At 57.3% G+C, this 14,479-nt stretch carries 10 protein-coding genes; 8 read left to right on the top strand and 2 right to left on the bottom strand.

Annotated elements, in window-relative coordinates; all coding sequences use genetic code 11:
* The first annotated feature begins 663 nt into the window (after positions 1-663).
* From QA649_RS37660 to QA649_RS37625, 8 genes are all read left to right on the top strand, one after another.
* Positions 664-1,146, top strand: a complete 483-nt coding sequence (locus tag QA649_RS37660) for a universal stress protein (protein WP_283021570.1) — start codon at positions 664-666, stop codon at positions 1,144-1,146.
* A 59-nt stretch (positions 1,147-1,205) separates the two neighbouring features.
* Entirely contained in the window at positions 1,206-2,360 is a 1,155-nt protein-coding gene (locus QA649_RS37655) for an amino acid ABC transporter substrate-binding protein (RefSeq protein WP_283026192.1), read from the top strand.
* Positions 2,361-2,397: 37 nt separating this feature from the next.
* On the top strand, positions 2,398-3,261 hold the full coding sequence (locus QA649_RS37650) for a branched-chain amino acid ABC transporter permease (RefSeq protein WP_247355846.1): 864 nt from the start codon (positions 2,398-2,400) through the stop codon (positions 3,259-3,261).
* The gene (locus tag QA649_RS37645; RefSeq protein ID WP_283021569.1) at positions 3,258-4,205 is read left to right on the top strand and encodes a branched-chain amino acid ABC transporter permease; all 948 of its coding nucleotides are present in this window, start codon (positions 3,258-3,260) and stop codon (positions 4,203-4,205) included. Before QA649_RS37650 ends, QA649_RS37645 begins: the two co-directional genes overlap by 4 nt.
* The gene (locus tag QA649_RS37640) at positions 4,202-4,936 is read left to right on the top strand and encodes an ABC transporter ATP-binding protein (RefSeq protein ID WP_283021568.1); all 735 of its coding nucleotides are present in this window, start codon (positions 4,202-4,204) and stop codon (positions 4,934-4,936) included. The genes QA649_RS37645 and QA649_RS37640 overlap by 4 nt, the downstream gene beginning before the upstream one ends.
* A complete protein-coding gene (locus QA649_RS37635; RefSeq protein ID WP_283021567.1) occupies positions 4,933-5,661 on the top strand; it encodes an ABC transporter ATP-binding protein in 729 nt (242 codons plus the stop codon). The genes QA649_RS37640 and QA649_RS37635 overlap by 4 nt, the downstream gene beginning before the upstream one ends.
* 878 nt (positions 5,662-6,539) lie before the next feature.
* On the top strand, positions 6,540-8,141 hold the full coding sequence (gene ctaD, locus QA649_RS37630; RefSeq protein ID WP_283021566.1) for a cytochrome c oxidase subunit I: 1,602 nt from the start codon (positions 6,540-6,542) through the stop codon (positions 8,139-8,141).
* A gap of 290 nt (positions 8,142-8,431) precedes the next feature.
* The gene (locus QA649_RS37625) at positions 8,432-9,262 is read left to right on the top strand and encodes a universal stress protein (RefSeq protein WP_283021565.1); all 831 of its coding nucleotides are present in this window, start codon (positions 8,432-8,434) and stop codon (positions 9,260-9,262) included.
* 1,256 nt (positions 9,263-10,518) lie between these two features.
* Here the strand turns inward: QA649_RS37625 and cydB are convergent.
* Together cydB and QA649_RS37610 are read right to left on the bottom strand one after the other, a co-directional pair.
* Positions 10,519-11,514, bottom strand: coding sequence for a cytochrome d ubiquinol oxidase subunit II (cydB, locus tag QA649_RS37615; RefSeq protein WP_283021564.1), 996 nt, complete (start codon positions 11,512-11,514; stop codon positions 10,519-10,521).
* A 2-nt stretch (positions 11,515-11,516) separates the two neighbouring features.
* The gene (locus QA649_RS37610; RefSeq protein ID WP_283021563.1) at positions 11,517-12,941 is read right to left on the bottom strand and encodes a cytochrome ubiquinol oxidase subunit I; all 1,425 of its coding nucleotides are present in this window, start codon (positions 12,939-12,941) and stop codon (positions 11,517-11,519) included.
* Positions 12,942-14,479 lie beyond the last annotated feature (1,538 nt).

Genomic DNA, 14,479 nt, shown 5'->3' with positions numbered 1-14,479 from the left:
TTGACGTCCAGTTGGTCCATTGGCCGGCAGGCGTGAGCCATTGTGCCAGCCTTGTTCGAGTGCGCAGCCACGTTGATCCTCGAGCGCGTTGATCGGCATTGAGCTCACTGGCTGCGTCAAGCCGGCCATCCGCGCTGACGAAGTGTCCACTCGTGGCCTGATTGCCAGCTCATTTTCCCGGCGAGGCCTCACATCAAAAATATCGATATTAAGTGGTGGTACTTTTCGTTTGTCAAAAATGATCTCGGGCATACGTTGCTAACAACGTTAGCGTATCGATCGTTGCATCGGCGAGGCGCGAATAGGCGGAGGCCGAGATGATAAAAGAATCGGGGAAACTTGAGCTGGTGACTTCCATGCTCAGAACGCTAAGCCAAGTCGTGGACGCTCGGTTGCTGTTGACTAATTCAGAGAGTCTCGACAGCGATCGGTTGTCGCTACTGCCGCGAGTTGTCAATGAAGGACGCCTGCAGCCACAGCCAATACCTGTTCGCCGATGGCTTGGAGGATGCACCCGTCATCGCGCCTGACGCATTCCAGGCGGCCGGCTTCGGGCGAGTGCCTGTGCGTGAACGTGTTCCATAATGGCCGGTGCAGGCGGCGCCTCAGACCTTGGCAGTCAATGCACTAGCCGAGCAGCGTACCAACCAGGGAGATTGCGCCATGTTTCAAAAATTGCTCCTGGCCTTCGACGGCTCACCCGATGGTCGCGAAGCTCTGGCCCAAGCCGAAACGTTGGCATCAGCTTGCGGGGCGACCGTTCATCTCCTTGCGATCATAGACCCGACCGAAAGCATGCTGATCGTGGAGGCAATGTCTTACATTCCAGACAATCAACGTTTTGTACTCCAGTCAGTGCTTGACGAAGGCGTAAGGCGTTTGCGACGCGCTGGATGCACTGCAACCAGCGAAATTAAGTATGGCAAGCCAGCGGAACAGATAATTCTGTCCGCCAGAGAAATGAACGCGAACTTGATTGTCGTGGGTCACCGAGACCAAGGGACGCTTGCACGTTGGTTGAATGGATCGGTCGGCGAATCCATCTTGCATCAACCGCCATGCAGCGTCCTCATCGCGGTAAAGCCTGAGCAACCGGCGATTAACGTCACCCCGATTCGGCAACTGAAGGCGCGGGGGAAGGGATGAACGCTATACCGAAAGTCCCTGGTCTCGCAGCTCTTTTGCTGGTTGCTGCAGCCTTTACGATGCCATCGGACAGGGGCGTTGCAAAGGACATCGCCCTAGGGGCCTCTGTACAGCTGACGGGGCCCGTGGCCAACACGGGCCGCTACTATCGAGACGCCTATCAACTTGCGATCGATCGAATTAATGCCCTCGGCGGCGTCAAGGTCGGCAATGAAGCGCACAAACTCACGCTCAAGCTTTACGACAATCAGTCTGACGTGAACCTCAGCGTGCGCCAGTACACTCAGTTAGTTTCTCAGGACAAGGTCGATTTTCTGCTGGGACCATTCGCCAGCAATTTCGCAATAGCGGATTCCGCAGTGTCCGAGAAATACAAGATTCCAATGGTCCAGGGCGGCGGTGCGTCTGACCAGATCTTCTCGCGCAAGTTCAAGTACATCTTTGGAACGCTTGCACCGGCCAGCAACTATTTTGGTTCGACAGTAGAGATCTTGAAGGGACTTGATCCCGCGCCTAAATCCGTCGCGCTGCTATATGCGGACGACGCTTTCGACGTTTCGGTGGCGGAGGGTACTCGGCCGAAATTGAAAAAAGCAGGTCTGACGTTAGTCATGGATGAGCGCTACAGCACAAACGCTACGGATTTCAGTTCTCTCTTGTCGCAGATCAGGAGCAAGAACATCGATGCGGTGCTGGTCGCCGGCCACGAAACCGAGATCCTGAATTTCGTGCGGCAGGCGAAGAGCCTTGCGGTCGCGCCGAAGATGTATTCCTTCACGGTTGGCGTTCCGAGCGAGGATTTCCGCAAGGCGTTGGGCAAGGATGCCGATTACGCTTTTGGCATGACGGCCTGGCTGCCTTCGACAGACCTGAAGGACCGCTGGTTCGGCGATGCCGCGCAGTTTGCCGCCGTCTACAAGGCGAAGTTCGGATATGACCCGGATTATCATGCCGCCTCCGGCGTCGCCGACGTGGAAGCTTTGGTACAGGCCGTCGAAATGGCAGGCACGATCGACCCGGAGAAGGTGCGGAACGCACTCTCGAAAGTGAAGTTCGACAGCCTGTATGGCCCGATTGCGTTCAATGAGAACGGCCAGATCGATCTCCCCCAGACGGTCATCCAGGTCCAGGGCGACGGCTTGGCCGCGATTTACGGCGTCAATGGCAAGATCGCGCAGCCACGATATCCGATGCCGGCCTGGAACGCGCGTTAGGCAGATTGCACGAGCGGTCGGCAGAGAAGAGGACGATGTGGACCTGCTCGCACAAGTGTTGGTCAACGGAATACTCTTAGGCGGTTTGTACGCCGTAATGGCGCTCGGTCTCGCCCTGGTCTGGGGCGTGCTCAATATCGTCAACCTTGCGCATGGCGCATTCATCATGCTCGGCGGCTATGTATCCTGGTACCTGTACACTTATGCCGGCATCGACCCCTTTCTGGGGTTGCCGCTGACTGCCGTGGTGATGTTCGCGGTAGGGTACGGCGTGCAGCGGGGTCTTTTGAACCTGATCGTCAGGGCCCCGATGTTCAACACTCTGCTGGTGACCTTCGGGATCGAGGTCGTGCTCACCTATTTGGCTCAGTTGGCGTTTTCAGCCGACTTTCGCGCCATCAACCCGTCCTCTGCCGGCAACAGCATCGCCTTGGGAACGGTGGTGCTGCCGGTGTCGCGTCTTCTGGCGTTCGGCATTGCCATCGTGTTGACGGTCGGCATGTGGCTCTTCTTGCTGCGCACACGGCTCGGACGTGCGATCCGCGCCACCGCGCAAAATCTGGTTGCGGCCCGGCTCTACGGCGTGGAGCCCCGACACCTCTACGCCATGACGTTTGGAATCGGGATTGCGCTGGCTGGCGCCGCCGGAGGCCTCTACGGAACGGTGTCGCAAATCAACCCATATATCGGCGCGGCGCTGACGGCCAAATCCTTTGCCATCTCGATCGTCGGCGGACTGGACAATCCGATCGGCGTGATCGTCGGCGGCTTGTTCCTGGGAATCCTGGAGTCGCTGACCGCGCTCTATATCGGATCGACTTTCTCCGACGTGGCAAGCTTCGGCGTGCTGGTGTTGGTGCTGATCGTGCGCCCCAACGGCCTGCTCGGGAAGGCGGCATGAAGATGGCACGCACCATGCTACTTGTGGCCGCGCTTGCCGTCTTGGCGGCGGTGCCGTGGTTCGGTTCGGACGTGCTCATCCAGTTCGGCATCAATGCCCTGCTTCTGGCGGTTCTGGCGCAGGGCTGGAACGTCATTGGGGGCTATGCGGGCTATGCCTCCTTCGGCAATTCGGTTTTCTACGGGCTCGGCAGCTACGGCGTGGCCATCGCGATGGCGCAGTGGCAATTGCCTTTCGGGGTCGGCCTCCCGTTCGGCGCGGCGCTTGCGGTTGTGTTTGCCGTGCTCATCGGGATGCCGGTGCTGCGGCTGAGGGGGCACTACTTCGCGATCGCGACGCTGGCGCTCGCCCAGGTCATGGCCGCGATCGTCTCCAACGTGAAACTGGCCGGGCGGAACGTCGGACTCGTCTTGCCGCCCCTCAACAACGACCCGCTGTTTTACGAGTTGTCGCTGCTGCTGCTCGTGCTCGCGACGCTGACCGTCTACTGGCTGACGCGCAGCCGCTTCGGCTTTGGATTGATCGCTATCCGCGAAAACGAGGAAGGCGCGGCGGTGATGGGTGTCAATACGACCCTCTACAAAACCGTGGCTTTCGCCATCTCTGGCGTATTCAGTGCGCTGGCGGGCGGCATTCACGCCTACTGGGTTACGTTCATCGACCCGGAAAGCGCATTCGATATCGGCCTGAACGTCAAGATGATCATCATGGCGGTATTTGGCGGCCCCGGGACGGTTTTCGGCCCCGTCGTCGGGGCGCTTTCGCTTTCGGCGGTCTCCGAGCTTCTGTCGAGCGAGATCACCAGTCTCGCGGGCCTGTTCTTCGGCGTTGTGGTCGTCGCCGCGGTCGTCTTGATGCCGCGGGGCCTGGCCGACGTGCTGCGGCGCTTTCGCAGCACGGGCTGGCGTTACTTCGCCGAAAATATTCGGAGCCACCAGCTATGACGGCGATGCTCGAAATCAGCCACGTCACCCGGCGCTTTGAGGGCCTGGTCGCCGTCGACGACGTCAGCTTCATGCTGCTGCGTGGCGAGATCCTCGGCCTGATCGGTCCGAACGGTGCAGGCAAATCCACGCTGGTCAGCCTGATAAGCGGAACGCTGGCTCCTAGCTCCGGCGACGTCCTCTTCGAAGGAAGGTCCATTGTCCGCTTGCCTGCATATCGCCGTGCGAGACTGGGGATAGGCCGAACCTTCCAGATCATGCGTCCCTTTCCCGGTTTATCGGTTCTGGACAACGTCGCCGTGGGGGCACTGTTCGGACGGAGAGGCGGACAGATCCAAATGTCGAAAGCCCGCGAGCAGGCTCGCGCTCAGTTGGATTTCGTCGGACTGGCCAAAAATATCGATCAGCGCGCCGACGAATTGGGGGGGGGCGGCCGCAAGCGGCTCGAGCTGGCAAAGGCGTTGGCAATGAAGCCGAAGGTTCTTCTGTGCGATGAGGTCATGGCGGGTCTCAATCAGGTAGAGATCGAAGACGTGATCGAAGTGATCCGCAAAGTTCGCGACGAGGGGATCAGCGTCCTTGTCATCGAGCACGTCATCAAGGCAATCAGGACTCTGTCGGATCGGCTGCTGGTGCTGAATCATGGCGTGAAGATCGCCGAGGGCGATCCGGGCCGCGTTCTGTCGAACCAAACGGTCGTCGAGGCCTATCTCGGCAAGAGGCGGGCATGAAATTGGACCCGGCAGCAGTCCCGCTGCTTGACGTGCGCGGAGTAAGTGCGGGCTACGGCGGAATGCCGGTCTTGCAGGATGTAACCCTGAAGATCTACACGGCCGAGGTCGTGGCGCTGGTCGGCAGCAACGGAGCGGGCAAGACAACTCTGCTGCGCGCGCTCTCGCGCGTGCTTCCCTGCCAGGGTGGCATGACCTTTAATGCCCGGGACCTCTTGCCGATGACGTCCGACGGTGCTTTTAGAGCCGGCCTCGTGCAGGTTCCTGAAGGTCGTCAGCTCTTCGACCGCATGAGCGTACGGGACAATCTGTTGATGGGCGCTTTCATCCGTGATGACAAGGCTGCAATAGGTCGTGACTTGGACAAGATGTACGCACTATTTCCGCGCCTGGCGGAGCGGCGCCGTCAGCTCGCTGGTAGCTTGTCGGGAGGCGAACAGCAGATGTGCGCGATGGCTCGCGGATTGATGGCCGCTCCAACCCTCCTCATGATCGACGAGATGAGTTTAGGACTGGCGCCCGTCATCGTAGAGCAGTTGATGGAGGTGCTGGCGACGATCCGCAGGGAGGGCGTGACGATTCTATTGGTTGAACAGGACGTCAACCTGGCTCTGTCGATTGCCGATCGAGGTTACGTCATGGAAACCGGTCATATCGTTCGCAGCGGACTTAGCGAAAAACTCATAGGCGATCCTGAAGTCCGACGTGCCTATCTCGGGCTTTGAGGCGTAGCTCGGGACGGAAAGCCGTCCGGATTAGCGTCTGTCCGATTCATGTCGGCCGCGTGGACACACGCATCAAGTATGAGGAAGGCAGGTAGAGTGGCTGGTCCTGCCTAAACGGGAAATCGAGATGACTAAAGAAGACGCGATCAATAAACTTAAGTCACTTCAACTAGGCGGCGATGGTTGCAATGTGCACGCGAACGCTGAGACCGTTCTCTGCGAATTCCTCGATGCAGCCGGCCATGGAGAGATCGCGCGCGAGTTCCGGAAGATTCGTGAGATGTATCCGGTGGTGACCCCTAGATACGTCAAGCCGTCTTGGCGATCATAGAGATAGGCAAACGGCCGAGCAAGAATCGTCTGTGCCGGAATTGTCGGCTGTCAAACAATCATCACCAGCCGTTGACGCCAACCGCATCCGGTTGCCGGCGCAATGATCCATAGGCGAACTGTTTCAGTTTATGGTCGTGCCTGAAGTCGCGTTGCGTGGTACCTGCAACGGCTCGTTTAGACTGAGCATCAGGTGCGGTTCGCCGATGACGCGAGGGGCAGCATCGCTTTTATATGCCGCGAAGCCAAGCGTGTTCTGGCGCGATGCTGAGACATGTCTTTAGACCCTTCCAAGGCACAATCGGTGTTGATTCGTAAATAGGTAGCGGACATGGCAGCGCCGGTCCGATGATCAGGAATCGTGCACTCAAACGACAATTAAATTCGTTTGTCGCGAGCATCCTTCGATGAGACAGAGACAGCAGGGTTGCTGTGGCAGCCGATGTGACGGTCATCGAGCTGAGATCCTTCGTCTGAAGCGCCATTGCAGCATTCGATCCTTGTATCAGTCGCGGGTGAACCGCTTGATTGGAGCTGGTGATCCGACCATGTCGAGAGTTGCCGACGCGCGCGAGAGAGATCACGCATATCCAAGCGGCTGGCGCCGCTACCTTTACTCAACCAATCACAAAGACATCGGCACGATGTACTTCGTGCTCTCAATCTGCGCAGGTCTGATCGGCGGACTCATTTCAGTTATGATTCGGATCGAATTGCAGCAGACCGGCCTGCAGATTTTTACGAATTCGCATACCTACAACGTATTCGTGACCGGCCACGGCCTCATTATGATTTTTTTCACGCTCATGCCGGCGATGATGGGTGGATTCGGAAACTGGATGGTGCCGCTGATGATTGGCGCGCCGGACATGGCGTTTCCGCGCATGAACAACATATCATTTTGGCTGCTGCCGTCGTCGTTTGCGTTACTTATAGTCTCGATGTTCGTCGAAGGTGCCCCTGGCTCGGACGGAGCTGGTACTGGATGGACGCTCTACGCGCCATTGTCGACCTCTGGCCACCCGGGGCCAGCCGTCGATTTCGTGATCCTGTCCATGCATCTCGCGGGCGCCTCGTCCATCCTCGGCTCGATAAATTTCATCACCACGATTTTCAATATGCGGGCGCCGGGCATGACCTTGCATAAGATGCCGCTGTTCGTATGGTCGGTCCTCGTGACGGCGTTCCTGTTGTTGCTGTCGCTGCCTGTACTCGCCGGCGCCATCACAATGCTTCTCACTGACCGCAATTTTGGAACGACCTTCTTTGCGCCCGAGGGCGGCGGAGACCCGGTATTGTATCAACATTTGTTCTGGTTCTTCGGTCATCCCGAGGTTTACATAATGATCCTGCCGGGCTTCGGCATCATTAGTCACGTCGTTTCCACATTCAGCCGAAAGCCGATCTTCGGTTATCTAGGAATGGTTTATGCACTGCTTGCTATTGGGGTTATCGGATTTCTAGTCTGGGCCCATCATATGTATACCGTCGGGATGTCCAGTAGCGCCCAAGCGTATTTTGCTTTGGCCAGCATGGTGATCGCTGTTCCAACCGGCATCAAGATCTTTTCGTGGATAGCCACCATGTGGGGCGGCTCCATAACGTTTAGAACGCCGATGCTGTGGGCAATAGGTTTCATCTTTGTGTTCACGGTCGGTGGGGTGACCGGTGTTGTACTCGCCAATCCCGGCATCGACAGGACGTTACAGGATACATACTACGTTGTTGCGCATTTCCATTACGTGCTGTCGCTTGGCGCGGTGTTCGCCATCTTTGCGGGCTGGTATTACTGGTTTCCGAAGATGACCGGATACATGTACTCGGAGGCTCTTGGCAATCTGCACTTCTTGCTGACATTCGTCGGCGTCAATTTGGCATTTTTTCCGATGCATTTCCTCGGCTTGTCGGGAATGCCGAGACGAATTGCAGATTATCCCGATGCATTTGCAGCCTTCAACCAGATCGCGTCGATCGGGTCGTATATCTCCGCAGCTGGATTGGTCACGTTCTTCGTTGGCATGATCTTAGCGTTCGTCCGGAAAGAGAAGGCTGCTGGCAATCCGTGGGGACTTGGCGCGACCACGCTGGAGTGGACGTTATCTTCTCCGCCGCCGTTTCATCAGTTTGAGGTCTTGCCCCGAATTGAATAAGAGGATTCACGAGCGCTGCAAATGATCCTTTCCGAGGAGCAATTTGCGTCGAAGACTCCTCGAACCCAAGTCAACGATGCCCTGTCATTGCGTCTAACCGCCGACCGTTTAGCTGTTAGTCAAGAGCGCGCGCCAGTGCGATGGACAAGGCGAGACCATGTCCCACTCATGCAACGTGAAAAATGCAATCAAGCGTCAATAGATTTCGTTTGTCTAATGGCCTTGCAAGAGGGAGCTTCAAGCCCTGCCGAGATGCGAAGCCGCATACGCGAAGACAAGTGGAGAGTAACGTGATCAAGGACGTTCTGGTGACCATTCCGCCGCGCGATGTGCCATCGCCCGCACTGGACTATGCCGTAACGTTAGCCAAAACGTTCGATGCGCACCTCACTGGCGTTGCATTTGTGCAGGACGCCGCCTTCGCTGGAGCGTTGTTTGATTGGGCTCCGGCGATTGTTCTGGAGGAGTATCGCCGAGAAATGGAAGCCGCCGCTGAAGTCGCCAAAATCCGGTTTGAGGAAACATGCCAGCGGGAGGGCCTCTCCGCCGAGCCGATAGTTCTAAGTGCAGGAGCGGTCAGCCTGCCTGAACGCCTTGCGTACGCGGCGCGAAGGTTCGATCTGACGATCCTCCCTCAGGCTAACGATGAGGACGAACGGTCAGGAGACGCGATGATCGAGGCGGCCTTGCTGGGATCCGGCCGTCCGGTCTTGATCGTTCCCTGTTTCCAGGACGGCGAAGTCAAGTTCGATCGGATTCTTGTTTGCTGGGACGGCAGCCGCAACGCCGCGCGCGCTATAGCCGACGCGATGCCGTTCCTGACAAGGGCCAGACGGGTTGAAGTGGTAACCGTTGCAGCGAATGGGAAACGAGACGACGGCATCGCCGGATCACACATAGCGCATCATCTTTCTCGACATGATGTAATTGTCGAAGTAGGGAATATTGTTGCTAATGGGCAAGATGTGTCGCGCAGGATCCGTTCTCACGCGGCACAACAGTCGGCAGATCTGATTGTTATGGGTGGCTATGGTCATTCGCGGCTGCGCGAGTTCATTTTAGGCGGGGTGACGCGCGACATGCTCAGTTCGGCCAATGTTCCAACCCTAATGTCGCATTGAACTGCTGCAATCTGGGCGGCTGATCAAATGTTTCAGGAGTTCGCGTCGGACTGAAAGTGCGTTTCTCGAGGGTCTCGACACGTGTGTTACGCCGGCGGATTGCGCGCGCTTTTCGATGGAAGTCAGGGGTGGTCACGCGCGTGGCGAATGGCCCGACCCATGGAGTGGGCGCACTTCACTGGCGGCCCGACTCCTCAGCGGCTGGTTTGATCTCCGCTTAGCGGCCGCAAGCTCCGAATAGGAGCCTGCCATCATCCCGCGCCGTCTGATAAACGTATTGAATTCCAGGCAAAGGCTTGGCTTCATATTCAAGCGTCTCGTGCTCTCTCATTGAGCAACGTCACCAGACTGGCCTGCTCTAAGGCAGCGTTCGAATGTGATCAATTTGAGGGCTCAGCTTCACCGGTGCCGATACTCGGCTCTTTCGACCGAGAGGAAACTCAAATGAAAACTGTAGTGTCAACCCGGCAAGTACATCCGCGGGACCGACTTCGATTTTTTGGCACAGCGTGGCGTGCAAGCAGATCGTGGATTACGATTGTTGGCCAGAGACCCGGATAGGCTTCAACGCCGAAGTTCGAGTCGGCTCGCTTGGTCGCCTGAACCTTGTGCAATTCCATAATTCGCCGGCAACCATTGGCGGAGCGGTGCAATTGTGTAAACGACACGCGGATGCCCCTCCGCTGCATCGCCTTGACGAAGGGCTGGAACGCGGCGTTGCCTTAAAGGAGCATTATCTCATCCTGCTGCTCCGCGAAAAGCCATTGCGTCGACTGCGAGGTCAACGTGGAAACTGCCGCCTCTGACCTTGCGTTGTCCATTGGCGTCCAGACCAGCAGTCGCCGAATGCGGACCCATGCCTGATTGCCCTAAAGCAAAGGGCGAAACTAGTGCCGCTGCGCTCAGGGCCAAGACGCTCTAGGAAAGGCTGGGCAAATCGCCAATGACGTCAATAGATGCGGCCACGAGCGCTGCAACGGGATACAGATCCGAACGCCGAGGTCTCTTCCGGCTTCGCCGAGAGACGGGTAGGCTCCCAAAGTGTCGGTCGAAGATATCTGCGGAGCACTACCACGTTCGGAAGAACCTTTTTCAAGTTTCAGCACGAAATTTGGGACAGCTATCTTTTGTGTCGCGTCTGAAGCTTTTTCACTTCAGCCAAAGTCGGATCCCGTAACCAAGCGTGGCCGCGGTGGTTACACCGGCCATCCATAACATCACGAACCATAGCAAGCGCTTCCAAAACGGATCGTCGGTCAATGGTAGCCCTCGTGATCCACCTTGCCCCGAAAAGTCCAGTACGAATAGGCAGTGTAAGCAAGGATTGTTGGAATCAGAATGCCTGCTCCTATCAGCATGAAAAGGAGGCTGGACCTTGGTGCAGCCGCGTCATCGATACTGACCCGACTAGGAACGATATTAGGGAAAATGCTTATGCCAAGTCCCGCCATGCTTAGTGCGAACAATGAAAGCCCCAAGACGAAGGGGAGGCGTTCGTACCTTCGTGTCAGGCTCACCGCGAGCGCTACCGTTACGATGGCAACGAGTAGCGGGACCTGGGCGGTGAATAGCACATTCGGCCAAGCAAACCAGTGTTCGTAGTATGCCTCTTCGAGGAATGGAGTGGCGAGACTGACGGCGCCAATGCAGATGACCGTTACGATCCCGGATATCCGGGCATGCCGGAAAGCGTGTTCCTGCAGCGATCCTTCCGTTTTCATAATCAGCCACGTCGAGCCAAGCAGGGCATACCCAGCGACGAGGCTAACGCCAGTTAGAACGCTGAAGGGAGATAGCCAGTCCCACCAGCCGCCTGAATACTGACGTCCCTCCACAGCAACGCCCTGCAGGAGCGCTCCTAGCGCGATACCCTGCGCGAAAGCGGCCAGCATCGAACCACCCGCGAATGAGAAGTCCCAGATCTTCTGATGACGAACGTCGCGCCAACGGAATTCAAACGCGACGCCGCGAAAGATCAGCGCGAGCAGCATTGCAACGATGGGAGCATAGAGGGCGGGCATGATGATGGCATATGCAAGTGGAAATGCGGCCAAAAGTGCGCCGCCCCCCAGCACCAGCCACGTCTCGTTGCCATCCCATACTGGAGCCACCGAATTCATTGCCAGATCGCGGTGGCGTCCTGGCTGAAGAAACGGAAACAGAATTCCTATTCCAAGATCAAACCCGTCTAGTACGACGTACGTGAATATCGCAAAGGCGAGGATGAATGCCCAGAGCGTCGCAAGATCCATGGTCAAATCCTCTTTGCTCCGATGGTGCGGTCTGGGTCTATCGCCGAAGCTGGCGTTATGCCTGCAGTTCGGATAGGCACATCGCCGCTTTCCAGGCCGGGCTCGGCCATTGCAGGCGCATGTGACATCAACCGCAGAATATACCAGGCCCCTACGGAGAACACGGCGAAATAAACCACAATGAATGCGAGCAATGAGGAGGCAACCGCGGGTGCATCAAGCGGTGATGCAGATTCGGCGGTTCGGAGAAGCCGGTACACGGTATAAGGCTGCCGTCCGACCTCGGTGGTCACCCAGCCGGCGATGACCGCCACGAAGCCGGCCGGTCCCATTGCGACCGCGAAAAGCAGAAGGATGCGCCACTCGTAAAGGCGGCCGCGTATTCGTGCGAGAAGCGCAAGGCCTCCGAGCGCTATCATCAACAGCCCGAGGCCGACCATGACGCGAAACGACCAGAAGACGATGCCCACCGGCGGCCACTCCTCGCGGGCAACCGTTTTCAAGCCCTCAATGGGCGCAGTAAAACTGTGGTGCAGAATGAGGGAGCCGAGCTTTGGAATGGCCAATGGGTATCGCACCGCTGCCGCCTCCCGGTCGGGAAAGCCGAAGAGGTACAATGGCGCCCCACCTGGATAGCTCTCAAAATGACCTTCGATCGCCATAATCTTCGTTGGTTGATGCTTGAGAGTGTTGAGGCCATGAAAGTCGCCCATAACAGCTTGGATCGGAGCAACGCTGACAACCATACCCATCGCCATCGAGAACATCACCCGGGCACCCGCATTGTTCGGCGCCCGCAGGAGGTGCCAAGCACCCACTGCGCCTACGACCAATGCGGTGGTAAGGTAAGCGCCCAGTACAGTATGAATGAGGCGGTACGGAAAGGATGGATTAAAGATGATTTGCCACCAGTCCGTCGGTACGAACTGCCCCGAGCTGCTGATTGAATGTCCGACTGGGGTCTGCATCCAAGAATTGGCGGCTATTATCCAAAACGCAGAAAAAAGCGTGCCGGCAGCGACCGCCAATGTAGCCGCGAAGTGTAGCCCTTTACCGACCCGAGTCATGCCGAATAGCATGATTCCAAGAAAGCCCGCCTCCAGGAAGAAGGCCGTCAGCACCTCGTAGGCCATCAGTGGCCCGACGATGGGGCCCGCACGGTCGGAGAAGACCGACCAGTTGGTTCCGAATTGATATGTTAGCACAATACCGGAAACCACGCCCATTGCGAAGGAAAGTGCGAATATCTTGATCCAGTAGTGAAAAAGGTCGAGAAAAATCGCGCGCCCGCTCCATAGCCACAGCCCCTCGAGCACAGCTAGATAGCTCGCCAGCCCGATAGTGAACGCCGGGAAGATAAAGTGAAACGATACGGTGAAAGCGAACTGGATGCGGGCCAGCAGGAGTGCATCGAAGCCCTCAAACATAGCGATCTCCGTTCATGTGCAGCCGGGGCATTTCAATGTAGCACAACCTGTGTTGCTCACCCAGATGAGTCCTTCTTCAAACCTTACGTCAACGCAAGCGGCACGAGCATAACGCCGAAGGGACCAACGGCAGGCGATTGGTGCTGGAATCGCCTTCTCGTTCAATGTGAATGTGCATCCGCTATAAAGCGCGAGTCTACGGACTGACTGATGCAATGCGCTCGCAGCTTCGCCATCTTGATTGTTCCACAACCGGGGAACTGAAAGCGTATGAGAAGGTCCCATCCAGATCAGGCTCACTGAGTGTTCACCACCAATTTCGCTCGGAGTTGATTTATAATGCGGCTACTGTGACCCCGCTGGTGTTGATTGAGAGCGAGCGACCGATCATCGCTTGCGATCGCCAAAAGCGGAGATTTCGTGATGCCAAGGGAAAGTGAGACGCGCGAGCAGCGCGAAAAGCGAGAACTCGACGAAGAGTTGGATCGACAGCTGGAGCAGACCTTTCCGGCGAGCGATCCACCCAAAATCACGCGCAGTCGACCCAGACAAGCAGCGCCAAAGCTAAGCGACAAGGAGCGGGGAAGCGGCTAAAGCCTGCGGACCGTCATGACCTTTTTGCGGCACAACATATCGCCGCCGCAAGTTGTTCAGGGAAGTTGCGCTCGAACCGCTTTGAACGCCTAAACGAATTGTCGCACTGGATGCCTCGGATGTTACGCTCCGCGACAACTTTGATCAGCATGGTGCGAGCTGGCTCGGATCAAGGGCGTATTGGCAGTTGGGGAGCGTCAGCGAGCATGATGCCGAGGAATTCGACCTATCGACGACATGCCGGCCGCTCGCGATGTCGCCAGAGGAATGCAAGTGGCGTCAGCGGCGCCAGCGGATCGCGAGCCAATTAGTGCGTGCTTTCGCCGCAATGGATGCGTTGCCACCAAGGCCTATATTTGACTTACCATGATCTACGCGGTCGAGCTAACGTTGAGCGGCCGGCGGACGCTCGCACTCAAGCATCTGGCTGGACGATAGAACACGATGCCGTCCGGATGCTCCTCTTCATCAGATTGACTGCTTGATAGCTTCCATCCGAAGCTCGCCTCGCCTTATCCAACAAAGGAGTGTGGTGATGCCTCTACCTTTCATCTCCTTGACCGCGTCCGACCATCCGCGCCTTAAGAAGCTCGCGTGCCTCAGTGCGGAGCGAGGCGAGAATAATGCAACATTTCTGCTTGCTGAGATCAAACGTGCTAACGTCGTCTCGGATGACGCTCGTCAGATTCAATCACTTGTGACAATGGGATCTTGGGTTACGTACTGGACCAATCGTGGTATTCGACGAAGGACGGTTCAATTGGTTTGGCCTGAAGACCTCACCTCCGATCCAAGTCAAGTCTCCGTTCTGTCGAGCTTAGGCGCGGCGCTGGTCGGCCTTCGGACGGGAGACCAAATGCCATACTTCGCCGCGGGAGACATGGATATCATCAGAATCGAGAACGTCACCCGACCGGAGCCGAGTTCTGGTCGCTGCGGTGGTC

Source organism: Bradyrhizobium sp. CB1717 (genome assembly GCF_029714325.1).
Taxonomy (GTDB): Bacteria; Pseudomonadota; Alphaproteobacteria; order Rhizobiales; family Xanthobacteraceae; genus Bradyrhizobium.
The sequence above is the reverse complement of the archived record's forward strand: the minus strand, read 5'-3'. Positions and strand labels throughout refer to the sequence as shown.

Coding starts and splice junctions, on each gene's coding strand:
- QA649_RS37660 (WP_283021570.1), top strand. CDS start 664: ATGTTTCAAAAATTGCTCCTGGCCTTCGACGGCTCACCCGATGGTCGC.
- QA649_RS37655 (WP_283026192.1), top strand. CDS start 1,206: ATGCCATCGGACAGGGGCGTTGCAAAGGACATCGCCCTAGGGGCCTCT.
- QA649_RS37645 (WP_283021569.1), top strand. CDS start 3,258: ATGAAGATGGCACGCACCATGCTACTTGTGGCCGCGCTTGCCGTCTTG.
- QA649_RS37640 (WP_283021568.1), top strand. CDS start 4,202: ATGACGGCGATGCTCGAAATCAGCCACGTCACCCGGCGCTTTGAGGGC.
- QA649_RS37635 (WP_283021567.1), top strand. CDS start 4,933: ATGAAATTGGACCCGGCAGCAGTCCCGCTGCTTGACGTGCGCGGAGTA.
- ctaD (WP_283021566.1), top strand. CDS start 6,540: ATGTCGAGAGTTGCCGACGCGCGCGAGAGAGATCACGCATATCCAAGC.
- cydB (WP_283021564.1), bottom strand. CDS start 11,514: ATGGATCTTGCGACGCTCTGGGCATTCATCCTCGCCTTTGCGATATTC.
- QA649_RS37610 (WP_283021563.1), bottom strand. CDS start 12,941: ATGTTTGAGGGCTTCGATGCACTCCTGCTGGCCCGCATCCAGTTCGCT.